Source organism: Bacillus sp. FSL W7-1582, from assembly GCF_038593325.1.
GTDB lineage: Bacteria > Bacillota > Bacilli > Bacillales > Bacillaceae > Bacillus > Bacillus altitudinis.
Genome location: NZ_CP151987.1, coordinates 1,761,893 through 1,788,588 on the forward strand (window position 1 = coordinate 1,761,893; position 26,696 = coordinate 1,788,588).

The window sequence follows — 26,696 nt, forward strand, 5'->3', positions numbered from 1 at the left end:
CTCAAAACGTCAATTTTAAAGAAATTATAGCATGTTTTTCCTAACAGTACAAACATAGGTTCGAAAAAAACGTTTGACAGAAACGTTTGTTCGTATTTATAATGAGTGTCAGAAAGAACGAACACACATTCTATTAGGAGAGATGACATTATGAGGTTAAAGGAATCTATTATTTTTATTGGGCTATTCTCATTCATCGTTGGCATATTTCTCTCACTTATTGCAGTCACTAGCCATAATGATCCAAATCAATATGTTAAAATAGAGGTTCAATCAGGTGATACTCTTTGGGGATTAGCTGATCAAGTAAACGACAGTAAATCAATCGATAAAAATGCTTTTATTGACTGGGTAACTGAACACAATGATCTCGCTTCAACTGACATCCAGCCGGGAGATATCCTTGTGATTCCAGTTAAAAAAGAGCATCCAGTCGTATATCAACTTGCAACAGTACAGTAGAAAGGTCGATTGAAGACATGAATGCAATCATTTATGCGAGAGTAAGTACTGCCAAAGAAGAGCAAGAAACCTCGCTTAAAAGACAAGAAGAAGAACTGCTTGCTTTAGCTGCAGCGCACAAGATGAATGTAGTCAAAGTGATTAAAGAAAAAGCGAGTGGTTACGATCTTGATCGTGACGGTGTTTTTGACATGCTGGCTGCGCTGAAAGAGGAAGAAATCGATGCTGTTCTCATTCAAGATGAGACACGCCTTGGAAGAGGGCAGGCGAAAATCGCTCTTCTTCATTGTCTGTTTAAAGAAAAAGTCAAGGTGTACAGCGTATTTCATAGAGGAGAGCTTGAGCTTTCAGAAGCAGATGAAATGGTCATTGAAATTGTAGGCGTTGTAGAAGAGTATCAGCGGAAAATTCATAATTTAAAAATTAAGCGTGGGATGAAAAAAGCTGTTGAGCGAGGGTATCAACCCGAACTAAATTTAAAACACCAAGAACAGGCGCCCGGCCGCGAACGTATTGAAGTACCGATTTCTGAAATTGTTCGATTAAGAAAAAACAACATGACATTCGCTGAAATTGCAGTGACATTGCAGGCACTTGGTTTTGACATTTCAAAAGCAACCGTCCATAGAAGGTACCAAGAATATGAAAAAGGGCTTGCGACTTAAAGCGTGATTTGTTGTAAAAATGACTGATATTTAGTAGTATGTAGAGAAAATGTTTTAAAGGAGTTTGTCATGATTTCTAAAGAACAGCTTGCAAGAATCAATGAGCTTTCAAAAAAGTCGAAAGAGGCCGGTTTGTCGGACGCTGAGAAAACAGAACAGAAGCAATTAAGAGAGGAATATTTAAAGGCTTTTCGTTCTTCTATGAAAAATACACTCAAAACCGTGAAAATCGTCGATCCAGAAGGAAACGATGTCACACCAGAAAAATTAAAAAGAGAAAGAGACCAGAATCTTCATTAAAGGTCATCATTTCTTGATTTTTGAAAAGATGGGAGGAATATTCTCATCTTTTTTCATATTTGCATAAGTTTTTAGGTGATCGATAAACTAAATGTGACAAAATCCTTCTTTTTCGGCGTGAAATAGTTGTGAAAAAAGGACAGTAGATTTATGATAATGGTGTACACAAGATACGGAAGGGGATTTATATGGAAACGATTGAATTGAAATCTATTGCAACAATACGTACTCTCTCCATAGACGCAATTGAAAAAGCGAATTCCGGTCACCCTGGAATGCCGATGGGCGCTGCACCAATGGCATACGCTTTATGGACGAATCACTTAAACGTAAGTCCGCAAAATCCAAATTGGTTTAACAGAGACCGTTTTGTGTTATCTGCGGGACATGGCTCTATGCTTTTATATAGCATGCTTCATTTAAGCGGATACAATCTGAGCATCGAAGATTTAAAACAATTCCGCCAATGGGGAAGCAAAACACCTGGACATCCTGAGTTTGGACATACAGAGGGTGTAGATGCGACAACAGGTCCTTTAGGACAAGGGATTGCGATGGCTGTTGGAATGGCACTTGCAGAAAGACATCTTGCAGAAACGTATAACAAAGATCACTTTAATGTTGTGGATCACTATACATACAGCATTTGCGGAGATGGAGACTTAATGGAGGGCATTTCCTCTGAAGCTGCTTCACTTGCTGGTCATTTAGGCTTAGGCCGTTTAATTGTTCTTTATGATTCAAACGACATTTCTTTAGATGGCGACCTCGATCGTTCTTTCTCTGAAAATGTGAAGAATCGTTTTGAAGCGATGAATTGGGAAGTTCTTTATGTAAAAGACGGCAATAACATTGATGAAGTGACGGCTGCTATTGAAAAAGCCAAACAAAGTACAGACAAACCTACACTTATTGAAGTGAAGACGACAATCGGTTTCGGATCTCCAAACCGCGCGGGAACGTCTGGGGTGCACGGTGCACCGCTTGGCAGTGAGGAAGCGAAGCTAACGAAGGAAGCTTATTCTTGGACGTTTGAAGAAGATTTCCATGTACCTTCTGAAGTGTACGATCATTTCAAAACAGCTGTTAAAGACGCTGGACAGAAAAAAGAAGCAGCGTGGAATGAACTGTTTGAGCAATATGAAAAAGAATATCCAGAACTAGCAGCTCAGCTGAAGCTTGCGATTGAAGGAAAACTTCCTGAGAATTGGGATCAAGAGGTTCCTGTTTATGAAGCAGGTTCAAGCCTTGCCTCTCGTGCTTCTTCTGGAGAAGTATTAAATGGCATTGCAAAACAAGTACCATTCTTTATTGGCGGGTCTGCTGACCTTGCTGGATCAAATAAAACAACAATCAAAGATACAACTGACTTTGGCAGAGAGAATTACGCTGGCAGAAACATTTGGTTTGGTGTGAGAGAATTCGCAATGGGTGCAGCATTAAACGGTATGGCACTTCACGGCGGACTTCGTGTATTCGGCGGAACATTCTTTGTTTTCTCTGACTACTTAAGACCTGCCATTCGTCTTGCTGCATTAATGGGACTTCCTGTCACTTATGTATTTACGCATGACAGCATTGCGGTTGGGGAAGATGGACCAACGCATGAGCCAGTTGAACAGCTCGCTTCATTACGTGCGATGCCTAACCTTTCTGTGATTCGTCCAGCTGATGGAAACGAAACAGCTGCAGCATGGAAAATTGCTGTATCTTCAACGAATAAACCGACAGCGCTTGTTCTTACTCGTCAAAACCTTCCAACGATTGATCAAGCACCAGAGAAGGCGTATGAAGGCGTAGAAAAAGGTGGATATGTCGTCGTTGAAGCAGCTGATGCACAGCCAGAAGCTCTTCTACTTGCTTCAGGATCTGAAGTAGGTTTAGCCATTGAAGCGCAAAAAGCACTTGAAAAAGAAGGCATTCGCGTTTCTGTCGTGAGCTTACCTGCATGGGATCGCTTTGATGAGCAGTCAGACGAATACAAAGAGTCCGTTCTTCCTAAAGCAGTGAGAGCACGTGTTGCAATCGAAATGGGTGCTTCACTTGGCTGGGAACGTTACACTGGCCTTGATGGCGATGTGATTGCGATTGATAAATTTGGCGCTTCTGCACCAGGCGAAACCATTATTGAAAAATACGGTTTCACTGTCAGCAACGTGGTGAGCCGCGTAAAGGCAAAGCTAAATAAATAATCAGTCTCCAAGCATCATGCTTTTTTGCAGTCGGTTTGCAGAGCTTTTCACTATGCTCTGCAAACTTTTTTCTTTTTTCTTGTTTTTTTGACAAAACTAGTTTCTTCTTGCTTCATATATAGACAATTCTTTCTTTCACATTTTTGTATAATACAAGCAATAAGCGAGATTGACGAAATGTGAAAGGAAGGGATAGACATGGAACGCCATTATTATATTTATTGGATTGAGGATGAGTTTGCTCATCATTATTTTGGTAGAGAATCTATTTTGTTTCATTTGTTTGAATCGTTACACTGGACGAACCGCAGTGATGACGAATTAGTCATGCTTGTTAAGCAAGTGGATTATGTAACGAAACGTATCCCTGCTTTTCATATGCACCAGCGTTTAATGAACAATTTAACCAACATTCACTATACACAAATAGGCTCAATATACAGTGCATCGCTGCCAGATGGAAAAGGCACAGCCGCATTCATTATAAAAGACCGTTACATTCAAATGTCTGCCACAGGCAGTTATGAGGCAGAAGCGGTGTTTTTTGAAGTACTCAGAAAAATTAGTCCTTGTTTCCTAGCTATGGACTTTGGATCAAAGAAGCATGGTTGGCTCAATCCGGTAAAAGTGAGGAATTTTGTTTAAAAAAATAAAATTGAACGTGAAATGTTGTATAATAGCCTTTTGTTTAGTACACTTTATACGAGACAACATGAAGGAGGAAGAATTATGGATTTATGGGTTGTCATCCTTGTAGGCGTTGTTGCACTGCTTGCAGGAGTTGCACTCGGATTCTTTATTGCTCGTAAGTATATGATGAGCTACTTGAAAAAGAATCCACCAATTAATGAACAAATGCTTCGAATGATGATGATGCAAATGGGCATGAAACCGTCCCAAAAGAAAATCAATCAAATGATGAAAGCCATGAACAACCAAGCGAAATAATACGTACGTTATTATGATCATAGATGGAACATGGTCCCTAAAGATTGGACAAGCGATGTCCTTTCTTTATTGAAGTCACCTTCATCAGACGCATAAAACCACTGTACTTGCATGAATAAAGCAGGGAAAGTGGTTTTTATTTTGCCGTGAACCGTCCGTTAAAGACAAAACAAAAAACCCCTGTGAGCAGAGGTTTTCGTTTCTTTTATTGTCACACATATCAACTTTTCTAAAATCGTGCGGCATTTGTTTCTATCTTGAGATATCATTAGTTGGCTGAGTTTGAGTGTAAGTGTCGTTGATATTGTAAGAGGAGATGATCTAGCTGCTGGCTATGTTCGATGGTCACTGTTGATGTCATCCCATTATGCAAGACAACTTTCATCAACTCTTCTCTTTTTTCTTCAATTTGAGTTAATAATGATGTTTTTACCAAAGTCATGTTCCTTTCATGCAAATCTTGATAAAAAGAATCGGTTCTATTATATCCATTTTAAGGTTTATTTTCAAATTTAAAGGGTTTGGTATCTTGATGTCAAATTAAATTATATAAGGTTTTAAGAGATTAGACCATCTTTATTGAGATGATGTAAAAAAAATGAAATGAATTTGTCATCTCTTATTGTATATTGTAAGAAGGGGGTGTTCTTTTGTCAGATTTGAATTACTTTTTAGCGTTTGGAGCAGGGTTTCTTTCTTTTATCTCACCGTGCTGTCTGCCACTTTATCCAGCCTTTTTATCCTATATTACGGGCGTTAGTATAGATGAAGTGAAATCTGAGAAGGTGATGCTGAGAAGGAGAAGTCTTCTTCATACATTATTCTTTTTAATTGGATTCTCTCTCATTTTTATTGCCATTGGATTTGGGACATCGTTTGTTGGGAAGTTTTTCATTGAATATCAAGATGCGATTCGTCAAATTGGTGCCATTCTCATTATTTTCTTTGGCTTTATGATTCTTGGTGTATTTCAGCCTTCTTTTTTAATGGGAGAAAAGAGGTTGCAGTTTAAGAATCGTCCAGCCGGTTTTTTTGGATCGATTCTCATCGGAATGGGTTTTGCTGCTGGTTGGACACCATGTACCGGCCCGATTTTATCAGCCGTCATCACACTTGCCAGCAACAAGCCAGAGTCCGCTGTGACCTACATGATTGCGTATGTATTAGGTTTTGCTATCCCATTTTTTGTTCTTTCCTTTTTCATCACAAAAATGGCTTGGATCAGAAAGCGCCAGCAGCTCATTATGAAAACTGGCGGGATTATTATGATCGTGGTAGGAATCTTGCTGTTCTTTGATCTTCTGACGTGGATCATTATTATGTTCTCATCATTATTTGGAGGATTTACTGGTTTTTGAAATCGTTTTCTACAGTCGCGGCGAATGGTTTTTTTTCGTCAATTGGAGTATATTATACATAGGCTGACCTTAAAGAATAAAGGAATGATTTGATATGATGATCATAATTTCTTCTATAGTGGCGGTATGTATGGCGGTAGCCGTCATGTTTATTCGCATTAAATCATCTGCAAAACCTGCAACCGCGAAAAAAATTATTTTACCTCCTATCTTTATGAGCACTGGTGCACTGATGTTTTTTGTGCCAATGTTTCAAGTAACTGGAGCTGAATTTTTAGAGGCGATTACTGTAGGGATGTTTTTCTCTATCTTTTTAATTAAAACATCGAAATTTGAAATTAGAGGCAATGAAATCTATTTGAAGCGTTCAAAAGCATTTGTGTTTATTCTCATTGGGCTTCTTGTTCTTCGTATCGGAATGAAGACGATTTTAAGTTCTTCCATTGATTATGGTGCGCTTAGCGGGATGTTTTGGATTCTAGCCTTTGGCATGATTGTCCCTTGGCGGGTTGCGATGTATTTGTCGTTTAGAAAGATGTCTAAACAATTAGATCTGCAGCAGGCCCAAATAAATTAAACCTCCTTTTTAAAAGGAGGTTATTTTAATAAAGATTCATATGGTGAATGGTCGATCTTTTTTTCTTGAAGGCGCTTTAGTAGAAATTTATGATCCCGCTTCGGTGTAGCGATAATATAGCCACGAATGATTAAGTCTAAATTAATGCTGGCCGCTTGTTCTTTAAGTGCCAGCTCGCCAATTTTACCGGCGATTTTTTCTTTGGCGACATCTCTAAACAGTTCTGGAACCGGTAAAACTAGCTCATTTAATAGCTGTTTGTCTTCATCACGCCATAGGTGCAGGCTCTTTTGAATATATTCATCCTGCCAATCAAGCTCTGATTTCCCGTCTTCTTTCGGCAATCGTTTTAAAAACTTGCGAAACATAAAAAAGCCACCGATCGCTAGTAATCCAATCATCACTGTACCCCAAAATAAAATGAACCACAAAAACCAGCCGCTTAACATGTTCTCACTCCCTATATCCCTTCTCTCTATTCTATTTTACATGAAGAGAAGGTAGAAGAAAATAACAAAAATGTATGTGTTTTTTCTCTATAAATGCCTTTTTTGATCAAGAGGCGCCCATTTACTAGAATGACCCAAACCATTTAGTAGAAATGGAATACATTATTGTATAGCGACTCTACTATTTGGCCATGGTGGTTCGCACAAGGTATTGACTTGAAACGAACGGAAGAGAGCCCGCCTGTATACAGGCGGGCTCTTAATGTTTGAAGTGTGGCATTTGAAAGGAAAATGCTCCGTCTTGACGATGGGCATCCTTTTTGATTTTTATTGATATGATTCTGTTTTCGTAATCTGTATCAATGTCTTTGTCATTCAAATAAAAAGGGAGCATGACACTTTTTTCAATCGGCTGTTCTCTTTCATCAATCAAATAAGCGAGGATGAGCTCACATCCGGAAAAGGTCAGTTTTAAATCAGTGATCAATAGGGTGGAGAGGTCGATCTCAATAATATAATCACGGCTCGTTTCGTAAAGATCGATTGGGAGCTGTTCGTCATACCATGCAAAAGGATCATCGATTAATACACTCAGCCAATCATCTATTTCAAGAAAATCAGAGGAATTCACTTGCTTTTCATTCTCCATAAACACTCCTCCATCACATCTCATAATAAATCATATGATGAAAGCTGAAATGTGTGAAAGACCTAAAACATCCCGTTTGGTCACGGGCTTAAGAGAAAATGTTTACATATCATGATGTGAATTGTGCTTTTGTCTTGTATGGTTGCGGTTTTTCACTTTTTTACTGCCTGATAGTGGCTCAGGCTGCCCGCCTTGATGCTCTTTAGGAGAGTTTTGACGTATGTCTTTCCCGGTGTTTTTGTTCGTCATCATTACTCACTCCTTTCTTATTGGTTTTTTTTACGCTTTTTATTATTTTGCTTTTGTTCTTCTGTTAAAACGAGCTGATCATTTTCTATATAGCCTGCACCATTTCCTTGGCTTTTGGCTGCGTTCATGCCGTCAATGACATGATTTGCTTTTCTTTTTGTCATGTTCTATCACCTCAGCATTAGTATGAACCCGTGCTGCTCAGTTTATGAAGAGTAATCATTTCCTCATGATAAGCTAAACTTATTGAATTTAATAAAAGCATTGTTATTTACTTATGTATGAATTTGTTTTAAGATGAAATTGTGAGAAAATTGTGGTGAAATACGACGATTTTTCTGAGAATTGAAATTGATCTTGATCATCAAAAGGGGGATTTTGGACATGTCGAAACAGCAGCAAGTCGCTAAACAAGACGCTTTTCAATCTAGAAAAACGTTTTCGACAAATGGGAAAACGTATCACTATTATTCGTTAGAAGCACTCGAGAAACAAGGAATCGGAAATGTTTCTAAATTGCCTTATTCCATTAAGGTACTGTTAGAATCAGTGCTTCGCCAAGTAGACGGTAGAGTGATCAAGAAGGAACACGTTGAGAACTTGGCAAAATGGGGAACTGCCGAGGTAAAAGAAATTGATGTTCCATTTAAACCTTCTCGTGTTATTTTACAAGACTTCACGGGTGTGCCAGCTGTCGTTGACCTTGCTTCTTTAAGAAAAGCAATGGCAGATGTGGGCGGAGACCCAGATAAAATCAACCCTGAAATTCCAGTTGACTTGGTCATTGACCACTCTGTACAAGTCGATAAAGCTGGAACTGAAGATGCATTAAACATTAACATGGATTTAGAATTCGAACGTAACGCAGAGCGTTATAATTTCCTTAGCTGGGCAAAGAAAGCGTTTAACAATTATCAAGCTGTTCCGCCTGCAACAGGGATCGTTCACCAAGTGAACTTAGAGTATCTTGCAAGTGTTGTTCATGCAATCGAAGAAGATGGCGAGATCATCACTTACCCAGATACATTAGTTGGTACTGACTCACATACAACAATGATTAACGGTATCGGTGTACTCGGATGGGGCGTTGGCGGTATCGAAGCAGAAGCTGGTATGCTCGGTCAGCCTTCATACTTCCCAGTACCAGAAGTTATTGGTGCTAAATTAGTTGGAGAGCTTCCAAACGGAACAACTGCAACTGACCTTGCATTAAAAGTGACACAAGTTCTTCGTGAAAAAGGCGTAGTTAACAAGTTCGTCGAGTTCTTCGGACCTGGTGTTGCACAATTGCCGTTAGCAGATCGTGCAACAATTGCGAACATGGCGCCAGAATACGGTGCAACTTGCGGATTCTTCCCAGTAGATGAAGAAGCGCTAGCTTACCTTCGCCTTACTGGACGTGATGAAGAGCAAATTAATATCGTTGAAGAATATTCTCGCGCAAATGGCTTATTCTATACGCCGGATGCAGAAGAGCCAATCTTTACTGATGTTGTGGAAATTGATCTTTCTCAAATTGAATCAAACTTATCTGGTCCTAAACGTCCACAAGATTTGATTCCACTTTCTCAAATGAAAGAGACGTTCCATAAACACATCGAAAGCCCAGCTGGTAACCAAGGTTTTGGCTTAGAAAAATCAGAGCTAGACAAACAAATCGAATTTGATCTAGCAAATGGTGAAAAAGCTGTGATGAAGACAGGTGCGATTGCGATTGCAGCGATTACGAGCTGTACGAATACATCGAACCCATACGTCTTAATCGGAGCAGGTCTTGTTGCGAAAAAAGCAAGTGAGCTCGGTATGAAGGTGCCAAACTACGTGAAAACGTCACTAGCACCGGGTTCTAAAGTTGTAACAGGGTACCTTGTGAATTCGGGACTTCTTCCATATTTAAGAGACCTCGGATTTAACATTGTTGGGTATGGCTGTACAACATGTATCGGAAACTCAGGACCGCTTGAAAAAGAAATTGAAGATGCTGTCTCTGAAAATGATCTGCTGATCACTTCTGTTTTATCAGGTAACCGTAACTTCGAAGGTCGTATCCATCCGCTTGTAAAAGGAAACTACCTTGCATCTCCACCATTAGTTGTGGCTTATGCACTTGCTGGTACGGTGAATATTGATTTAACAAAAGATCCGATCGGTGTCGATAAAAATGGCGAGAACGTTTATTTCAATGACATTTGGCCATCAATGGATGAAATCAACAGCGTCGTGAAAAGCACTGTCACACCTGAGCTATTCCGTTCAGAGTATGAAACTGTTTTTGACAACAATGACCGCTGGAATGAAATTAAAACGACGGACGATGCATTGTATAAATGGGATGAAAATTCCACATACATTGATAACCCGCCATTTTTTGAAAACTTATCAGTTGAACCTGGTAAAGTTGAACCACTTAAAGGATTGCGCGTAGTGGCGAAGTTCGGTGATTCTGTCACAACAGACCATATTTCTCCTGCTGGAGCGATTGGTAAAGACACACCTGCGGGTAAATACTTGCAAGAAAGAGGCGTATCGCCTAGAGACTTTAACTCATACGGATCTCGCCGTGGTAACCACCATGTTATGATGAGAGGTACTTTTGCAAACATCCGTATTAAGAACCAAATCGCACCAGGAACAGAAGGCGGGTATACAACGTACTGGCCAACTGGTGAAGTGACATCGATTTATGATGCATGCATGCGTTATAAAGAAGATGGAACTGGTCTTGCGATCTTAGCAGGTAAAGATTACGGAATGGGTTCTTCTCGTGACTGGGCTGCAAAAGGAACAAATCTTCTTGGAATTAAATTCGTTCTAGCGGAAAGCTTTGAGCGTATCCACAGAAGTAACCTTGTCTTCATGGGTGTACTTCCTTTACAGTTTAAAGATGGAGAAAGTGCAGAAACTTATGGACTAACAGGAACAGAAACATTCGAAGTAGATGTTGATGAAACAGTTCGTCCGCGTGATCTTATCACTGTAAAAGCAATTGATACAGATGGCAACGAGAAAACATTTGAAGTAATTGTTCGCTTTGACAGTGAAGTCGAAATTGACTACTACCGTCATGGTGGTATCCTTCAAATGGTATTGCGTGAAAAATTGGCAAGCAACTAATAAAGCAAAGAAGAGAAGGCGCTTAGACAGCTTTCTCTTCTTTTTTAACATAGTGGAGGATCAATCATGTGGAAAAAAGGAATGGCAAGCGCTGTTTTACTTGTGTTGATTGGTTTACTTGCATGGAATGTATTCGGACCAAAAGAGCCATCCATCGGTCTTGAAACAGGGGACAAAGCCCCTGATTTTGAGCTCAAAACACTTGATGGCAAAACGGCATCGTTATCTGATTATCGAGGGAAAAAAGTACTCCTCAATTTTTGGGCGACATGGTGTAAGCCTTGCCGAACAGAAATGCCAGATCTAGACGCAATTAGAAGTGAAAATGAGCAAGTTGAGGTACTAGCGGTGAATTTGACGAACACTGAAAAGAGTGTGGATCACGTCGCCTCATTTATTGATGAACTTAAGGTCAGTTTTCCTGTTTTATTAGATCAAAAAGGTATTCAAGCGAGATATCAGGTACTTTCCTATCCGACGACATACATACTAGATGAAAAAGGGCGTATCCTGACTGTAAAGCATCAAATGCTCACAAAAAAAGAAATTGAAAAAGAGCTGGATCTATAATGATTCAGCTCTTTTTTGCTTATTTTCTAAATGTTTTGGCGAAAATGGTATGAACAGAGTGGAGGTGGTGATAGAAATGAGACGAAGAAAGCGCCGTACTTTTGAAGAACTTGTGCTTGAAAATAAAAAAGAATTATTAAGCAATGAGGAATTTTTAAACCAGCTTGAAGAAAAGTTGGAAGAGCGATTTAGACAGAAATAAGTTATGATTTGACCTTTTTCGTTCATCCTAAAGAAGAGGGAGGGATGAATGATGGGTAGAGAGCATGATAAACAAGCGCAGTTTACACCAGACCATTTAGGGACAAAACCTGTAGCATACAAACGAAATAAAGGCAAAAAGATGCATAATAAATCGAATGAACAGCCTGATGTGATACAGACGAAGGGCGAATAATAGGAGGGAAGCATGATGAATGACAAGTCATATCAATCCAATCCAGATGATCGTTCTGATAATGTTGAGAAGCTGCAGGATATGATCGAAAACACACTTGAAAATATTGATGAATCTGAAGCAGCAATGGGTCTTTCAACAGAGGAAGAAAAGCAGATGATCAAGCAAAAAAATGAAAACCGTAGAACAAGTATTGACGCAATGCGTTCTGAAATAAAGGACGAGGAAGCAGCAAGAAAGAGCGGTTACACTGAATAAACCAGGGATTCCTGGTTTATTTTATTGCCTCTTTTTAGAAGAACCATTTGGAATGTGGTAAAATGTCAGAGACGTTAGGTTTTGATAGGAGAGCGATGAAAACGTGTATGTATCTAAAAAAGAAATAGAAGTCCGTTATGCAGAAACAGATCAAATGGGTATTGTGTATCATGCCAACTATTTAATCTGGATGGAAGTCGGCAGAACAGCATTAATTAAAGAATTAGGCTTTTCCTATGCCCAGTTAGAGGCAGACGGTGTCCTTGCACCTGTTGTCGATCTTCAGGTTCAATATAAGAAACCACTACTGTACGGTGAAACGGCTACAGTTCACACATGGATAGAAGAATATAACGGCGTGAAAACAGTGTATGGCTATGAAATACAAAAACCTGATGGACAAACGGCTATTACAGGGACCACCTCACATATTTGTGTGGACAAAGAAACCTTTAGACCGATTCAATTTAGAAAAGCTTTCCCTGCATGGCACAGCGTATACGAACAGTCCAAGAAGCAGGTTTGATTCATGGCCTTTGGAATTAAAAGAAGAGATTTGAATGCTTGGAAATCAGCTGTTCGGCAAGGGAATGTGGCCTTTTTGACACACTATTGGCTTGATGACCGTTTTCCGCATGCGAATACTGTCACAAAGGCAGCCTGTCAGGATATGGAGCAATTAATCGCTTGGGGACAAAAGCATGGATTAAAGAAAGAATGGATCCATGTTCGCGAAGGTTTTCCTCATTTTGATCTCATCGGTGATTCGCAAAAACGGATTTTGCAAAAAGAGCGGTCGTTAGGAAACATTCAGGAGTATGGACTTTATATTGAGTGATAAACAAAAAAGATACCCGAGGGATGAGGTATCTTTTTTGTTTATTCATAATGAAATTCTGGTTCTTTCACGGACTCGTTATAATCAATATGCAGATCATGGTTGTCAAAATACCAAATATCACTTTCTTCCACAAAGAAAGTAATGCCTTCTACTTCAGCGGTTGCGCCGGCATTTTGAGGTTCATCTTTTGCGACGCCGAGAGAAAAGCCTTTTTGTACATTACTGCACCCGCCATATCTGACAAAAAAGCGAACATGATCACCTTTTTCTAAATCCAGTTCATTCTTGTACCAATTGAGTGCATCATCTTTTATCGTTAATTTCAATGTGATCGCCCCTTTTTGAAGTCATGCTGTTTTTAAATGCAGGATGCAAAAACAGCTTTTCTTTACTTTTACCACATATTTAAATTGATGAAACGGCTAAAGCCATTTGATTTTCGGTTCAGTTTTGTTGAGAATTCGTTTGAGGTTGGCGATGTGTCTGAAGATCACAAAACCAGCAAGAACAGCAACAACAATAATTAAAAATACGTCTTGGGTGAATATGCTGTAAATGAATGTGTAGATCCCAGTCAGCATAGATGATAATGAAACATATTTACTAATGTATAAAAATAAGAAAAAAGCAGCGATCATCGTGATAAATAAGAACGGGGCATAAAATAACAGCACGCCGCCTGATGTAGCGACCGCTTTTCCCCCTTTAAATTTTGCAAAGACAGGAAAGCTGTGACCGATAACAGCAGCAACTCCTGCTAATAAGGGATGAATGTCCAGTTGCATGAAAAACGGTAAAGCCGAAGCAAGAGTCCCTTTTAAAATATCAGCAGTGATAACGATGGACCCTGCTTTCACACCTAGCGTACGGAATGCATTCGTCGCACCTAGGTTCCCGCTGCCATGTTCACGGATATCGATTCCCTTTGCAGCTTTCCCGACAATGAGACCTGATGGAATACTGCCGAGAAGATAAGCCAAAATAAACATCAAAGCAATTAACATCTGCATAACTCCTTTATATTCTCCCTCTTGTCTTACATTTTAACATGATCTTATGAAAAACATGGCGATCTTTTTTTGAAAAAAACGATGGCCGATGAATTCAGCTTTGTTTTTAACAAGAAATTCGCTAAAATAGAAGAAAAGGAGTGTCTGGATGAATCATCCTTCAAAACAAGAAATTGGGCGTATATTAAAAAGCAGTAAGCGAATTGCGGTTGTTGGTTTGTCAGATCAGCCGCACCGAACGTCCTATATGGTTTCAAAAGCCATGCAAGATGCCGGTTATGACATCATTCCTGTCAATCCAACGATTGATGAAGCACTTGGGGTAAAAGCGGTCGACTCTTTAAAAGACATAGAAGGGCCTGTTGATATCGTCAATGTCTTTAGACGTTCTGAGTTTTTGCCTGAGGTGGCGAAAGAATTTCTTGAAATAGACGCACCTGTTTTTTGGGCGCAGCAAGGCGTATATCATGAAGAGGCAAAAAGGCTGATTGAGGAAAATGGCAAGGTCGCCATCATGGATTTATGTATCAAAGTGGCTCATGCGATGACAAAAACTCATTAAATCGTCAAAAATCCTTGGTTTTTCAAGGATTTTTGCTTTTTTGTTGCAGAAATATATTTGCGATTCTAGAAGAAAGCGATAAAATAAGGCGACAGGGACCTATCGGTGACCTTGCATATCGAGAAAAAGAGCGATAAGATAAATATAGAACATTTGTTCTGTTTTGCTAAAACCATCATATGATTGCATTTGGCTTATGAAACAGTCTTGTTTATAATGGACTTCTAGTTCTGATTGCAGAATGTAGAACATTCTCATAACCGTGCAAAAGAGCATGTATCGCTGAATCACACATGCATGGTGATGATGCAGCTTATTAAAGTGGACAGTAATGAGCAGCATGATCATCATTAAAATCTAGAGAGATCATTGATGATTAGCCGGTTATGTTTGTTAGTGAAAGGGGATTAAGCATTTGGTTAAAAAGCAGCAAGTAGATTATAACGATGATTCTATTCAGGTGCTAGAGGGGCTTGAAGCGGTCCGTAAACGCCCAGGGATGTATATTGGATCGACGGATTCACGCGGTCTTCATCACCTTGTCTATGAGATTGTAGACAACTCTGTCGATGAAGTGCTCGCTGGCCATGGAGATCATATCATTGTCAAAATACATAAAGATAACAGCATTTCCGTCCAAGATAAAGGGCGCGGAATGCCTACTGGTATGCATAAGCTTGGAAAACCGACACCAGAGATCATTTTAACGGTCCTGCACGCAGGCGGAAAATTTGGTCAAGGCGGTTATAAAACAAGTGGTGGACTTCACGGGGTTGGGGCGTCCGTTGTGAACGCACTTTCAGAGTGGCTCACCGTGACGATAGAACGCGATGGATTTATTTATCACCAGCGCTTTGAACATGGCGGAAAGCCAGTCACATCACTTGAAAAAATCGGGAAAACGAAAAAGACCGGTACACTGATTCATTTTAAGCCAGATCCAACGATGTTCAGTGTCACCACCTATAATTTTGATACATTATCAGAGCGTTTAAGAGAATCAGCCTTTTTATTAAAAGGGCTAAAAATAGAGCTGATTGATGAGCGCCATGATGTGCAGGAGACCTTTTATTATGAGACAGGTATTGAAGCGTTCGTTGCTTATTTAAACGAGGAAAAGGATGTACTTAGTGAAGTCGTTTCGTTTGAAGGCGAACATCAGTCCATTGAAGTCGATTTTGCCTTTCAATTTAACGACGGATATTCAGAAAATATTTTGTCGTTCGTCAATAACGTAAGAACCAAAGATGGCGGTACGCATGAGTCTGGTGCAAAAACAGCCATGACGAGAGCCTTTAATGAATATGCACGCAAAGTGACCCTTTTAAAAGAAAAAGACAAAAATTTAGAAGGTACGGATATTCGTGAAGGTCTGTCAGCTGTTATTTCTGTCAGAATTCCTGAAGAGCTTCTTCAATTTGAAGGACAAACAAAAGGAAAGCTTGGAACGAGTGAGGCAAGGTCAGCTGTTGATGCCGTAATTTCTGAAAAATTGGCTTATTTCCTTGAAGAAAACCGCGAAACGGCAACACTGCTTGTGAAAAAAGCGATTAAAGCGCAGCAGGCAAGAGAAGCGGCTAGAAAAGCAAGAGAAGAAGCGAGGAGCGGCAAGAAACGGAAAAAATCTGAAGCAACACTCAGCGGAAAATTAACACCTGCTCAATCTAGAAACCCGGCAAGAAATGAACTGTATCTAGTAGAGGGTGACTCAGCGGGTGGATCAGCCAAGCAAGGGCGTGATCGGAAATTCCAAGCGGTGCTGCCGCTTCGAGGGAAGGTCATTAATACAGAGAAAGCAAAGCTTGCAGATATTTTCAAAAACGAAGAAATCAATACCATTATCCATGCCATTGGCGGTGGGGTTGGTGTCGATTTTAATGTAGAAGACATCAATTATGACAAAATTGTCATCATGACAGATGCTGATACAGATGGCGCGCATATTCAGGTTCTATTGCTTACGTTCTTCTATCGCTATATGAAGCCGCTGATTGAGCATGGCAAAGTATTCATTGCCCTTCCGCCTTTATATAAAGTTAGCAAAGGCTCAGGAAAGAAAGAAGTCATTGAATATGCTTGGTCTGATGAAGAAATGGATGATGTACTAAAGAAAGTTGGAAAAGGATATACGATTCAGCGCTATAAAGGTTTAGGTGAAATGAATGCCGACCAGCTATGGGAAACGACAATGAATCCAGAGTCGAGAACGCTTGTCAGGGTGAAGATCGATGATGCTGCACGGGTGGAGCGCCGCGTCACGACACTGATGGGTGACAAAGTAGAACCACGCCGTAAATGGATTGAAAAGAATGTCGCCTTTGGACTTGATGAGGAAAGCAACATTCTTGAAAATGAAAACTTGTCGCTAGCTGAGGAGGTTTAAACATGGCACAACAAGAACGCTTTCATGATTTACCGTTAGAAGAAGTGATTGGGGACCGTTTTGGTCGCTATAGTAAATATATTATCCAAGATCGTGCACTTCCAGATGCACGTGATGGATTAAAGCCTGTACAACGAAGAATTTTATATGCGATGTATGCAGAAGGAAATACACAAGATAAAAACTTCCGTAAAGCTGCCAAAACAGTCGGTAACGTCATTGGTAACTATCATCCGCATGGTGATTCATCTGTTTATGAAGCAATGGTGAGAATGAGCCAGGATTGGAAAGTGCGAAACGTGCTGATTGAGATGCATGGAAATAACGGGAGTATCGACGGAGATCCTCCTGCTGCCATGCGTTATACGGAAGCAAGGCTTTCTGCCATTGCATCAGAGCTTTTAAAGGACCTCGACAAGGAGACAGTCGAATTTGTCGCGAACTTTGATGATACAAGCAAAGAACCTGTTGTCTTACCAGCGATGTTTCCCAACCTTCTTGTGAACGGGTCAACAGGGATTTCAGCCGGTTATGCGACTGATATTCCGCCGCACCACCTAGGAGAAGTGATTGATGGCGTGATTAAGCGAATTGAACAGCCGCATTGTACGGTTGAAGATTTAATGACAGTCATCAAAGGGCCAGATTTCCCAACAGGCGGGATCATTCAAGGTGTAGATGGTATTAAGAAGGCATATGAAACAGGAAAAGGAAAGATTATGATTCGCGGAAAAGCGGAGATTGAAACCATCCGCGGTGGACGCCAGCAAATCGTGATCACAGAAATTCCTTATGAAGTGAATAAGGCTAATCTTGTCAAAAAGATGGACGAGTTCCGTATTGAAAGAAAAGTAGAAGGAATCTCTGAAGTTCGGGATGAGACGGATCGTACCGGCCTTCGGATTGTTGTAGAGTTGAAAAAAGAAGCGGATGCGAATGGTGTCTTGAATTTCTTATATAAAAATTCTGATCTGCAAATCCCATATAACTTTAATATGGTCGCGATACATAACAGAAGACCGACTTTAATGACGCTTACAACTGTACTAGACGCTTACATTGCTCATCAAAAAGAAGTGGTGACGAACCGCTCAGCATACGAGCTTCGAAAAGCAAAAGAACGTCATCATATTGTAGATGGATTAATTAAAGCTCTTTCCATTTTAGATGAAGTCATTGCGACGATTCGTTCGTCTAATGATAAGCGTGATGCGAAAAACAATTTGATGGAGAAATATGATTTTACAGAAGCTCAATCAGAAGCGATTGTTTCTCTCCAGTTATATCGTTTAACAAATACAGATATCACTCAACTAAGAGACGAAGCAAGAGAGCTTGACGTGCGAATTGCAGAGCTTGAAGACATTTTAGCGAATGAGAAGAAGCTGTTTAAAGTCATTACGAACAACTTGAAGAAGTTGAAAAAGACGTATGCTGATGAAAGACGATCCGTCATTGAGGAAAAAATTGAAGAAATTAAGATTAACCTTGAAGTGATGATCGCATCAGAGGACGTGTACGTCACAGTCACAAAAGATGGATACATCAAACGGACAAGTCAGCGTTCCTATGCTGCATCAAACGGTAAGGACTTCGGTATGAAGGATACAGACCGACTGATTCACCAGTTTGAAATGAATACAACAGATGTTCTTCTGCTATTTACGAATAAAGGGAGCTACATTTACTGTCCAGTTCATCAGTTGCCAGATATACGCTGGAAAGACATGGGGCAGCACATAACGAATATTATTTCGATTGATCGCGATGAAACCATTCAAAAAGCGATCCCAATTAAAGAATTCGATGAATCATCGTATCTCTTGTTCTTCACAAAAGGCGGTATGGTGAAGAAAACAGAGCTTCTCCAATATAAAGCGCAGCGCTATTCAAAACCGCTTGTCGCCTTGAATTTAAAAGGTGATGATGAACTTGTAGATGTTCATGTTACAACAGGTCAGCAAGAATTGTTTATTGCGACGAAAAATGGCTATGGATTATGGTTTGATGAAGAAGAAGTGAGTGTGGTCGGTCCGAGAGCGGCTGGTGTGAAAGGCATCAATTTGAAGGACGGAGACGAGGTGGTCTCTGGACAAACCATTGATCCGAAGAACAATGTGCTTGTTCTCACGACACAAAGAGGTGCTGTGAAGCGGATGAACCTCTCTGAATTTGATAAGACATCAAGAGCAAAACGTGGAGTGATCATGCTAAGAGAATTAAAGAAAAATCCTCACAGAATTGTTGCTGTGATTGCTGCTTCACTGCACGATACACTTGAGATTGATACGGAAAAGGGTGCCACGATCCCGCTCGATATTTCCACACTAAGGGCAAATGATCGTTATAGCAATGGATCGTTTATTTTAGATGAGGAAGAGCAGGGAGAAGTAACTCAAGTTCTTTTATCACCTGCTGCATCTGACCAAGATGACAATAAATAAGCAAAACGAAAACCCCCTGCGTAAGGCAGGGGGTTTTTTATGATGAGGTCAATTTAACTCTCGTGATTGCCAAACATGCTTGTGATGGCATGCACTACTTCAATTCCTTGGTAAACGAAAAGAGAAAGTGAAGTGACAGAGAATAGACCTAGAATGAATACTCTTAAGAAAAATAACATCGTGTAAAACCTCCCAATTTTTGTTTGATTTAAATGGTTGGGTTAACACGAGCTACTCGGAAATTCGAAGACTGGTAGAACACTGCAAGTAAATGCTTCTTTTTCCGGTCAAATCGATCAGTATAAGTGATGCGTGCAAATCCAGCTGCCATACTGCCAATGACTAGCAGTGCTGTAAATGCCGCAAATACTGCGTTCACATGTTTTTGTTTTTTATCATCGCCTGCTGTCTGAACGATTTTCATTTCATGTGATTCTTGATCAGCAACCACCTTTGCATGATGGTATACCTGAACGGAATGAGGCATTGAGAACAAATGAAAACTTGCAAGTGCTATGAATAAGACTGCTAATTTTAACAGCATATTTTTTTTCATTTTTCTCACCCCTTCCTGTTTATTTTCATGATCTTACCACGTTTTCAGTTATTTGAAAAGTCTTATTTTTTTACTTTCCCTCTTTAAAAAAGCGCTAAACATCAAGACATCTATAGGACTGTTTCACTTCATGAAAGGTTTCAATTTTATTTATTAAATTTAAAAAAAGTACCGAGATCAAAGATCTGGCACTTTTCAAAAAGAATGTATTGATGTCGGTTTTGCAACAGCTTTTGTAAAGATTCCTGCAATACAAATGGCAAACAGAACAAAAATAAACGCATGAAGCAGACCGACTTGATTGGCGAGCAGTCCTAAAACAGGGGGCCCTGATAGAGAGGCTGTATACCCAGATAAAGTGACGATACTGACACGTTTGACAGCATAGCGGCTATCATCACCAGCTGCTGAAATGGTCAGCGGGAAGCCTAATGACGCGCCAAGTCCCCATAAAAAGATAGATATCATACACACGACGAGTGAAATCTTTAAAATCACCAAGAATAGTCCGGCGGCAGCAGATAAGATCGCGACTCTTAGCAATAACACCCTACCAAAGCGATCAATGAAACGTCCACTCAGTAATCTGCCACTAATCATTCCACACAAAAATAATGCATAGATGACCGTACTCATTGAATGAGAAACCTGATAGCCATCAACCATTGCTAGTGGAATCCAATCATTTGCAGAACCTTCTACAAATGCGAGACATAAGGCAATCATCGCTAATGAGATCGTCCGTTTGTTCAGCCATGATGTTTGAGAAGCCTCAACTGATTCTGTCTGCGTCTCATCCTGGTCTTTTCCTGTCCCGTGCGGAATAAACCGTGTACAAATCAGGATGCTGAGAAAGAAAAGGAGTGCAATGGTGAGAAGGTGAATGAAGACAGACACACCTAAATAAATAAAGAGAATTCCGGCACCTGCACCAATTAACGTTCCAATACTGAAAGAAGCATGCAAAATCGGCAGGATTGTTCTCTTGATCTGATACTCAATCTCCGTTCCTTCTAAGTTCATGGCTACATTGCACATGCCTGAGCCTGAACCAAAAAGAAAAAGACCAGCAGTGACAACCAGCGTAGAAGAGAGGGCGGCGCCGATTGCAAGGGTTGAGAATCCAATAAACATCAAAAAAGCGCTGACCACAATCGCCACTCGGCCGCCTTTTTTGCGAACGAATACATTGGAAAGAATCAGCCCGACAATGGAACCTACAGATAAGCCGAGTAAAATGAGTCCCATTGTGCCTGTATCTGCTTGCAATAAATCTCTCACTTCTGGTGTTCTTGAAAACCAAGTGGAGATGGAGATCCCAGACATCGTAAAAATAACAATAATCGCTTTATACCACTTTAATTTCATCTAATCCCTCATATCTATGTAGTCATACAGAACAAATCTACTCGATTATAAAGGAGACTTCTTGATTCGTAAATAACATGAGGGAGGATCATCATGAAGAAAATATTCCAACTTCATCATTCTTTGATAGAATGAAGACAAAAGGGGCGATACATATGTCATATCGAATAGGTGTTTTAAAGGGAGACGGGATTGGACCGGAAATTGTTAATTCTAGTATCCGTATTTTAAAGACAGCGTTGTCACAGTTCAATGAACCATTTGTGGAATTTGTAGAGTGTCCTATCGGTGCTGAAGCCATTCATTCTCATCAAGATCCAGTGCCAGCTTCTACGATAGCCGCCTTGAAAAAATGCCATGGCTGGATATTAGGACCTCATGATTCAGCTTCATATCCTGATCAATTGAAAGAAAGAAGAAATCCAAGTGGAGAACTGCGTCATACATTTGATTTATTTGCAAATATTCGTCCATCGCAATCGCTGCCAGGTGTGAAAAGCGTTGCCAGTGGCGTCGACCTTGTCATTTTTCGAGAAAATACAGAAGGCTTTTATCCAGACCGGAATATGTATCAGGGGACAGGAGAGTGGATGATTACACCAGATGTCGCCATATCTACAGGTGTGTTTACAAAAAAAGCAATTACCCGTATTGCCTACGCAGCCTTTCAACGTGCAGTGGAGAGGAGGGGGAAAGTCACCATTGTTCATAAAGCGAACGTGATCAAATTAGGATCTGGCTTGTTTTTACGAACATGTCAAGAGGTAGCGAAAGCATATCCACAAGTGGAGGTTGAGGATATTCATATTGATGCGATGGCTGCTCATTTAGTGAGACGTGCAGGTGATTTTGATGTGATTGTGACAGAAAATATGTTTGGCGACATATTATCTGATCTTGCAGGGGAACTAGTCGGCAGTTTAGGAATGGCACCCTCATTAAATTGTAACGAAAATCAAGCGATGGCACAGGCGGCACATGGTTCAGCACCGGATATTGCTGGTCAAAATATCGCCAATCCAATGGGCATGATTCTTTCTACAGTGATGCTTTGTAACTGGCTACATGTGAAATATCAAGATGAAAGATTAAAACAGACAGCGAGTCTGATCGAACATACTCTTGGTGAGGCCTTAAAAAAGAACTTGAAAACGAAGGATTTAGGAGGAAATGAGACGACAACACAATTCACCGAGGCATTCATTCAAACGATGAATGAAGTTTCAATAAAAGGGAGATGAACATGAAAACCGAAAAAGAAAAGATGATCAAAGGAGAATACTATCACCCAAATGACCACACATTGATGAAAGATCGAGCAAAAGCGCGACAATTGACATTTGCCTATCAGCAAACAAATGAGCCATCACAGAGAAAGGCCATTTTAAAGGAGCTTTTAGGCGCTTGCGGAGAAGATGTGGTGTTTGAAGGCAGAATACAATGTGATTATGGATACAATATCGAGGTTGGTGAGCATTTTTTTGCAAATTTTGATGCTGTGTTATTAGATGTTTGCAAGATTACAATTGGAGATCATTGTTTGTTAGGTCCGAATGTACATATATACACAGCTGGACATCCGTTAAATCCAGAAGAACGTCAAACAGGTATTGAATTCGGCAAATCAGTCACAATTGGACATCATGTATGGATTGGCGGCGGTGCCATTATCAATCCAGGTGTGACAATCGGAGATCATGCTGTCATTGCATCAGGAGCCGTTGTGACAAAAGATGTTCCGGCAAATGTGATTGTTGGCGGGAATCCTGCAAAAATCTTAAAACATTTAGAGGAATGAAAATCTGACGAATCAACCGTTGGATTTTCATTTTTTATTTTATCTCAATAAGATAAGTATACTTAATAATGAGACAAAGAAAATTCAATTGTTTCTTAACTTCCTAGAATATATATTATGTAAACTAGATATTAATTAATGCAAAAAGAGAATCTTTGACTTGATCCTCTTTATTATTAGATTTTATATTCAATCGACTCAAACGCAGCACTACTTTCCAGTCTCAGCAAACTGTTTCAATCGATCTCCAATTTCATCTCTTACCCTTTGGAAAAATGACCACTTCTCTTCTTCTGTTCCTTCTGCCTTTGCTGGATCATCAAAGCCCCAATGGACACGCTCGACATGAGGAGGAGTCATCGGGCATTTATCAGCTGCGTCCCCGCATAGTGTTACGACTAAGTCAGCGTGATGCAATATTTTCTGATCAATCAGGTCAGACGTTTGATGAGAAATATCAATCCCTATTTCTTTCATTGCTTTTACAGCATTCGGATTTAATCCATGAGCTTCGATACCAGCACTATAGACCTTCCACTCATCTCCAAGATGTTTTTTAGCCCAACCTTCAGCCATTTGACTGCGGCAAGAATTACCGGTACATAAAAAGTATATTGTTTTCTTTGACATGTTGATCGTCTCCTTTAATGTATAATCATTAGCCAGAAATACAATGCTAAAAGTGTGATGAATAGCGTTGGTACAGTTAAAATGACCCCTATTTTGAAATATGTCCCCCAGGAAATCTTCACACCTTTTTGAGAAAGGACGTGGAGCCATAGTAGTGTTGCTAAGGAGCCAATGGGCGTAATTTTTGGTCCTAAATCAGAACCAATGACATTTGCGTATATTAACGCTTCTCTCATCATTCCTTGTGTATCGGTGCCGGAAATGGCTAATGCATCGATCATGACCGTCGGCATATTATTCATGACAGATGAAAGAATCGCTGCGATAAATCCCATACCAAGAGTACCTGCCAATAAACCTTGATTTGCTACAGCTTGAATCACGCTAGAAAGAGCATCAGTAAGCCCTGCATTTCGCATGCCATAGACAACAACGTACATACCTATGGAAAAGAAAACGATCGCCCAGGGAGCTTCTTTTAGAACGCTTTTTGTTTGAACAGAAGGGCTTTTTTGTGCAATGACCAAGAATAAAATAGCAATCACTCCAGCTATGACCGATACAGGTATAGATAAAAATTCGCTTGCAAAATAACCAATCAACAAAAAAGCTAATATATACCAAGATAATCTAAACATCTTTGGATCTTTTATTGCTTCACTAGGTTGTTTTAACTCATTCATATCATAGTGTTTAGGTATACTCTTTCTAAAGAAAAGGTACAGTACAGTGATACTCGCAAGCAACGAAAAAAGGTTTGGAACAACCATTCTGGATGCATATTCAATAAATGTAATGTTGAAATAGTCGGCTGTTACAATGTTCACCAAATTACTTACGACAAGTGGAAGCGATGTTGTATCTGCAATAAACCCACTCGCGATAATAAAAGGGAATACTATTTTTTCATTGAAGTGTAATGCTCTGACCATGGCTAAAACAATGGGTGTCAAAATAAGTGCTGCACCATCGTTTGCAAATAGAGCAGCGACGATTGCACCAAGGATGGTCACATACACAAACATACGTAGCCCACTGCCTTTTGCAGCCTTTGCCATATGCAATGCTGCCCATTCAAAAAAGCCGATTCGATCAAGGATGAGTGAAATGACGATAATGGCGACAAAAGCTAAAGTCGCATTCCAAACAATGCCTGTCACGGTGATCACATCGTCTACATTCACAACACCTACGATTAATGCTAAAATAGCTCCTCCACAAGCGGACCACCCTATGGATAAATTTTTTGGCTGCCAAATAACCAGTACCAAAGTGAACAAAAATATGATTAATGATAAAACGGCAAAACTCAAACCCATCCCTCCTTACGAACAAGAAATGTTTGTTGCTTTATGTTGTATACTTTTTAAAAGGTCATCTTCTTTATCAATTTGATTTAAGATGATCCGAATCGTCTCAAATTCTGGAGACAGTGTATTGATTGAATAATAACGCCACTGCCCTTTTCTGTTCTCATGAACAAATCCAGCTTTTTTTAATTTTCGTAGATGCTGACTAATCGCTGGTTGACTCATTTCGAACATATCTACCAGTTCACAAACACAATATTCTTTCTCCAAAAACAATTTCATCATGATCAGTCTTGTTTGATCACTGAGTGTTTTTAAACAATTCGACATATGTGTCACACCAATTGAAACATCTGTAGTCACAATGATTCCCCCTCTTTTCAACTCCTTCAATAGTATATAACTGAAAACTTATATAATCAATTGATTATATGAATTCAAACAAAAATTGATTCGTGTGAAAATGATTGATTTAAATACCGACTTCTCTTCTTCAAATGAAACCACATAGTTATTTAAATAGCCCAGTTCTCTATATTGGCAAAAAAGGTGTTGATAAAAACAAAAGACAGAGGTCTTGTGCCTTTTATCATTCGAGTGAAATTAAATAATCAAGAAGAAAAAACTTACGAGGCAAAGACGGTTATACATGCCACTGGTACGTGGAAAAACCCTAACCCAATAAATGCTGAAGGGATTATGACAGAAAATGAAAAAAGAGTTGCTAATCGAATGGCATTCCTGATATTTTAAATCGCGATCTGATTCGGTATCAGAATTGCATTGGGCATTCTGCTGTTAACACTTTGCTAGAGCTGCCAAAGCTAAAAGAGACATCAAAAAGCACAGAAATGATATGGATTTTAAGAAAGCAGGATATTAGTGAGGTATTAAGAGGAGAAAACAATGATCAATTGCCTGCAAGAGGTCAATTAGATGGAAAGGACCCTTCTTGGTGTCCTATGATCAGAAGGTGAAAGAGGGTCCACAAATTAAGATACAGTTATTGTTTCAACTAATTAAAGGACCCTTGTTCTTGTCTTGGTACAAATTAGATAGGTCATAAAGGTTTTTGGGGTAATTCCATTATTTGAATCTCCATCCCCCATGAAGTTGTGATATAGAAAAATCCAAGAGAGCTCAGCTCTCTGACTTTAACATCAGACTGTTCTGCAAAATATTTTAAAGCCTCTTCTATATCGGTAACTGTAATAGCTAGATGGGCTACACCGATATCACTGGGTTTTAGGTGAACATTCTGTTGATCTGGCGTCGACCATTGAACCAGTTCGATCTTTCTACCGCCATATTGCAAAAATGCCGCCCCTTCTACAACTGAATGTTCGTGAACCCCAAAGTACCTTTTTAAACTATCGTCCTCAAACTGCATCCGTTTTGGCCGGAACAAGACTTCAAAACCCAAAATATGAGTGAAGAATTCAACTGCTACTTCGATATCGGGTACTACAAATCCTGAATGCTCGATTGTACCTTGAAAAATTGTATTTTTCATATCGCTAAACCCCTTTGATTTTTGGAAGTAAATGTTTCATTATAAAGTGGTATTTAAAGTAGCTATATCAATCTTTTGTGATTTCTATATCTT

Annotated in this window: 34 protein-coding genes; 20 read left to right on the forward strand and 14 right to left on the reverse strand. The window is 39.7% G+C overall.

What is annotated here, in order from left to right; all coding sequences use genetic code 11:
- Window positions 1-150 precede the first annotated feature (150 nt).
- The 6 genes from yneA to NSQ11_RS08995 all read left to right on the forward strand — a co-directional run bounded on the left by yneA (window position 151) and on the right by NSQ11_RS08995 (window position 4,567).
- Complete coding sequence (yneA, locus tag NSQ11_RS08970; protein WP_007499348.1) at window positions 151-462, forward strand: cell division suppressor protein YneA; 312 nt, start codon at window positions 151-153, stop codon at window positions 460-462.
- Window positions 463-479: 17 nt separating this feature from the next.
- Window positions 480-1,127 carry a recombinase family protein gene (locus NSQ11_RS08975; protein WP_017359583.1) on the forward strand — a complete coding sequence of 216 codons (648 nt, stop codon included), beginning with the start codon at window positions 480-482 and terminating at the stop codon, window positions 1,125-1,127.
- Between the two features lie 69 nt (window positions 1,128-1,196).
- Window positions 1,197-1,427, forward strand: coding sequence for a DUF896 domain-containing protein (locus tag NSQ11_RS08980; RefSeq protein ID WP_008343816.1), 231 nt, complete (start codon window positions 1,197-1,199; stop codon window positions 1,425-1,427).
- A 188-nt stretch (window positions 1,428-1,615) separates the two neighbouring features.
- Window positions 1,616-3,619 carry a transketolase gene (gene tkt, locus NSQ11_RS08985; RefSeq protein ID WP_047946227.1) on the forward strand — a complete coding sequence of 668 codons (2,004 nt, stop codon included), beginning with the start codon at window positions 1,616-1,618 and terminating at the stop codon, window positions 3,617-3,619.
- Between the two features lie 198 nt (window positions 3,620-3,817).
- The gene (sirA, locus tag NSQ11_RS08990; RefSeq protein WP_007499339.1) at window positions 3,818-4,264 is read left to right on the forward strand and encodes a sporulation inhibitor of replication protein SirA; all 447 of its coding nucleotides are present in this window, start codon (window positions 3,818-3,820) and stop codon (window positions 4,262-4,264) included.
- An 84-nt stretch (window positions 4,265-4,348) separates the two neighbouring features.
- Window positions 4,349-4,567 (forward strand): YneF family protein, encoded by a 219-nt coding sequence (locus tag NSQ11_RS08995; RefSeq protein ID WP_003212379.1) that lies wholly within the window; start codon window positions 4,349-4,351, stop codon window positions 4,565-4,567.
- Window positions 4,568-4,835: 268 nt separating this feature from the next.
- Here NSQ11_RS08995 and NSQ11_RS09000 read toward each other — a convergent pair whose 3' ends face one another.
- Window positions 4,836-5,003 carry an aspartyl-phosphate phosphatase Spo0E family protein gene (locus NSQ11_RS09000; RefSeq protein ID WP_008343814.1) on the reverse strand — a complete coding sequence of 56 codons (168 nt, stop codon included), beginning with the start codon at window positions 5,001-5,003 and terminating at the stop codon, window positions 4,836-4,838.
- A gap of 214 nt (window positions 5,004-5,217) precedes the next feature.
- Between NSQ11_RS09000 and NSQ11_RS09005 the strand changes: the two genes are divergently transcribed.
- On the forward strand, window positions 5,218-5,925 hold the full coding sequence (locus NSQ11_RS09005; protein ID WP_008343813.1) for a cytochrome c biogenesis protein CcdA: 708 nt from the start codon (window positions 5,218-5,220) through the stop codon (window positions 5,923-5,925).
- Between the two features lie 94 nt (window positions 5,926-6,019).
- Window positions 6,020-6,502, forward strand: coding sequence for a CcdC protein domain-containing protein (locus NSQ11_RS09010; protein ID WP_007499337.1), 483 nt, complete (start codon window positions 6,020-6,022; stop codon window positions 6,500-6,502).
- A 20-nt stretch (window positions 6,503-6,522) separates the two neighbouring features.
- On the opposite strand, the gene NSQ11_RS09015 is transcribed toward NSQ11_RS09010, so the two are convergent.
- The 4 genes from NSQ11_RS09015 to sspO all read right to left on the reverse strand — a co-directional run bounded on the left by NSQ11_RS09015 (window position 6,523) and on the right by sspO (window position 8,013).
- A complete protein-coding gene (locus tag NSQ11_RS09015) occupies window positions 6,523-6,951 on the reverse strand; it encodes a DUF2621 domain-containing protein (RefSeq protein ID WP_007499335.1) in 429 nt (142 codons plus the stop codon).
- 259 nt (window positions 6,952-7,210) lie between these two features.
- Window positions 7,211-7,600: an Hsp20/alpha crystallin family protein gene (locus NSQ11_RS09020; RefSeq protein ID WP_342501340.1), complete on the reverse strand. Its 390-nt coding sequence runs from the start codon at window positions 7,598-7,600 to the stop codon at window positions 7,211-7,213.
- Between the two features lie 102 nt (window positions 7,601-7,702).
- On the reverse strand, window positions 7,703-7,849 hold the full coding sequence (locus tag NSQ11_RS09025; protein ID WP_003211331.1) for a small acid-soluble spore protein P: 147 nt from the start codon (window positions 7,847-7,849) through the stop codon (window positions 7,703-7,705).
- A gap of 17 nt (window positions 7,850-7,866) precedes the next feature.
- Window positions 7,867-8,013: a small acid-soluble spore protein O gene (gene sspO / locus NSQ11_RS09030; RefSeq protein ID WP_017359581.1), complete on the reverse strand. Its 147-nt coding sequence runs from the start codon at window positions 8,011-8,013 to the stop codon at window positions 7,867-7,869.
- Window positions 8,014-8,233: 220 nt separating this feature from the next.
- Between sspO and acnA the strand changes: the two genes are divergently transcribed.
- The 7 genes from acnA to NSQ11_RS09065 all read left to right on the forward strand — a co-directional run bounded on the left by acnA (window position 8,234) and on the right by NSQ11_RS09065 (window position 13,026).
- A complete protein-coding gene (gene acnA, locus NSQ11_RS09035) occupies window positions 8,234-10,963 on the forward strand; it encodes an aconitate hydratase AcnA (RefSeq protein ID WP_144740955.1) in 2,730 nt (909 codons plus the stop codon).
- A gap of 66 nt (window positions 10,964-11,029) precedes the next feature.
- Window positions 11,030-11,533: a TlpA disulfide reductase family protein gene (locus NSQ11_RS09040; RefSeq protein ID WP_144740958.1), complete on the forward strand. Its 504-nt coding sequence runs from the start codon at window positions 11,030-11,032 to the stop codon at window positions 11,531-11,533.
- 76 nt (window positions 11,534-11,609) lie between these two features.
- Entirely contained in the window at window positions 11,610-11,735 is a 126-nt protein-coding gene (locus NSQ11_RS09045) for an FbpB family small basic protein (protein WP_003211002.1), read from the forward strand.
- A 51-nt stretch (window positions 11,736-11,786) separates the two neighbouring features.
- Window positions 11,787-11,930 (forward strand): acid-soluble spore protein N, encoded by a 144-nt coding sequence (locus NSQ11_RS09050; protein WP_008357830.1) that lies wholly within the window; start codon window positions 11,787-11,789, stop codon window positions 11,928-11,930.
- A 15-nt stretch (window positions 11,931-11,945) separates the two neighbouring features.
- A complete protein-coding gene (tlp, locus tag NSQ11_RS09055; RefSeq protein WP_017359579.1) occupies window positions 11,946-12,188 on the forward strand; it encodes a small acid-soluble spore protein Tlp in 243 nt (80 codons plus the stop codon).
- A gap of 103 nt (window positions 12,189-12,291) precedes the next feature.
- Window positions 12,292-12,714: a thioesterase family protein gene (locus NSQ11_RS09060; protein ID WP_008343800.1), complete on the forward strand. Its 423-nt coding sequence runs from the start codon at window positions 12,292-12,294 to the stop codon at window positions 12,712-12,714.
- A 3-nt stretch (window positions 12,715-12,717) separates the two neighbouring features.
- The gene (locus NSQ11_RS09065) at window positions 12,718-13,026 is read left to right on the forward strand and encodes a hypothetical protein (protein ID WP_019744130.1); all 309 of its coding nucleotides are present in this window, start codon (window positions 12,718-12,720) and stop codon (window positions 13,024-13,026) included.
- Between the two features lie 41 nt (window positions 13,027-13,067).
- Here NSQ11_RS09065 and NSQ11_RS09070 read toward each other — a convergent pair whose 3' ends face one another.
- On the reverse strand, window positions 13,068-13,355 hold the full coding sequence (locus NSQ11_RS09070) for a HesB/YadR/YfhF family protein (RefSeq protein WP_008343795.1): 288 nt from the start codon (window positions 13,353-13,355) through the stop codon (window positions 13,068-13,070).
- A gap of 96 nt (window positions 13,356-13,451) precedes the next feature.
- Window positions 13,452-14,033, reverse strand: coding sequence for a glycerol-3-phosphate 1-O-acyltransferase PlsY (gene plsY / locus NSQ11_RS09075; protein WP_019744131.1), 582 nt, complete (start codon window positions 14,031-14,033; stop codon window positions 13,452-13,454).
- Between the two features lie 154 nt (window positions 14,034-14,187).
- On the opposite strand from plsY, the gene NSQ11_RS09080 reads away from it, so the two are divergent.
- From NSQ11_RS09080 to parC, 3 genes are all read left to right on the forward strand, one after another.
- Complete coding sequence (locus NSQ11_RS09080; protein WP_017359577.1) at window positions 14,188-14,601, forward strand: CoA-binding protein; 414 nt, start codon at window positions 14,188-14,190, stop codon at window positions 14,599-14,601.
- A 415-nt stretch (window positions 14,602-15,016) separates the two neighbouring features.
- A complete protein-coding gene (gene parE, locus NSQ11_RS09085) occupies window positions 15,017-16,984 on the forward strand; it encodes a DNA topoisomerase IV subunit B (RefSeq protein ID WP_007499323.1) in 1,968 nt (655 codons plus the stop codon).
- A 2-nt stretch (window positions 16,985-16,986) separates the two neighbouring features.
- Window positions 16,987-19,428, forward strand: a complete 2,442-nt coding sequence (parC, locus tag NSQ11_RS09090; protein WP_156061706.1) for a DNA topoisomerase IV subunit A — start codon at window positions 16,987-16,989, stop codon at window positions 19,426-19,428.
- A 53-nt stretch (window positions 19,429-19,481) separates the two neighbouring features.
- On the opposite strand, the gene NSQ11_RS09095 is transcribed toward parC, so the two are convergent.
- From NSQ11_RS09095 to NSQ11_RS09105, 3 genes are all read right to left on the reverse strand, one after another.
- On the reverse strand, window positions 19,482-19,607 hold the full coding sequence (locus tag NSQ11_RS09095) for a hypothetical protein (RefSeq protein ID WP_008343787.1): 126 nt from the start codon (window positions 19,605-19,607) through the stop codon (window positions 19,482-19,484).
- 29 nt (window positions 19,608-19,636) lie between these two features.
- Complete coding sequence (locus NSQ11_RS09100; protein WP_142155186.1) at window positions 19,637-19,984, reverse strand: hypothetical protein; 348 nt, start codon at window positions 19,982-19,984, stop codon at window positions 19,637-19,639.
- 195 nt (window positions 19,985-20,179) lie between these two features.
- A complete protein-coding gene (locus NSQ11_RS09105; protein ID WP_144740961.1) occupies window positions 20,180-21,352 on the reverse strand; it encodes an MFS transporter in 1,173 nt (390 codons plus the stop codon).
- Window positions 21,353-21,429: 77 nt separating this feature from the next.
- Here NSQ11_RS09105 and NSQ11_RS09110 point away from each other — a divergent pair, with 77 nt between their 5' ends.
- Together NSQ11_RS09110 and NSQ11_RS09115 are read left to right on the forward strand one after the other, a co-directional pair.
- Window positions 21,430-22,593 (forward strand): isocitrate/isopropylmalate dehydrogenase family protein, encoded by a 1,164-nt coding sequence (locus NSQ11_RS09110; protein WP_108611262.1) that lies wholly within the window; start codon window positions 21,430-21,432, stop codon window positions 22,591-22,593.
- Between the two features lie 2 nt (window positions 22,594-22,595).
- Window positions 22,596-23,150: a sugar O-acetyltransferase gene (locus NSQ11_RS09115; protein WP_342501341.1), complete on the forward strand. Its 555-nt coding sequence runs from the start codon at window positions 22,596-22,598 to the stop codon at window positions 23,148-23,150.
- Window positions 23,151-23,360: 210 nt separating this feature from the next.
- Here the strand turns inward: NSQ11_RS09115 and arsC are convergent, their stop codons facing one another.
- From arsC to NSQ11_RS09135, 4 genes are all read right to left on the reverse strand, one after another.
- Complete coding sequence (gene arsC, locus NSQ11_RS09120; protein WP_008343782.1) at window positions 23,361-23,780, reverse strand: arsenate reductase (thioredoxin); 420 nt, start codon at window positions 23,778-23,780, stop codon at window positions 23,361-23,363.
- A gap of 14 nt (window positions 23,781-23,794) precedes the next feature.
- Window positions 23,795-25,093, reverse strand: a complete 1,299-nt coding sequence (locus NSQ11_RS09125; protein ID WP_035391915.1) for an arsenical efflux pump membrane protein ArsB — start codon at window positions 25,091-25,093, stop codon at window positions 23,795-23,797.
- Window positions 25,094-25,105: 12 nt separating this feature from the next.
- Entirely contained in the window at window positions 25,106-25,420 is a 315-nt protein-coding gene (locus NSQ11_RS09130; RefSeq protein ID WP_034646476.1) for a metalloregulator ArsR/SmtB family transcription factor, read from the reverse strand.
- 730 nt (window positions 25,421-26,150) lie between these two features.
- Window positions 26,151-26,603: a VOC family protein gene (locus NSQ11_RS09135; RefSeq protein WP_025207410.1), complete on the reverse strand. Its 453-nt coding sequence runs from the start codon at window positions 26,601-26,603 to the stop codon at window positions 26,151-26,153.
- Between the last annotated feature and the right edge of the window lie 93 nt (window positions 26,604-26,696).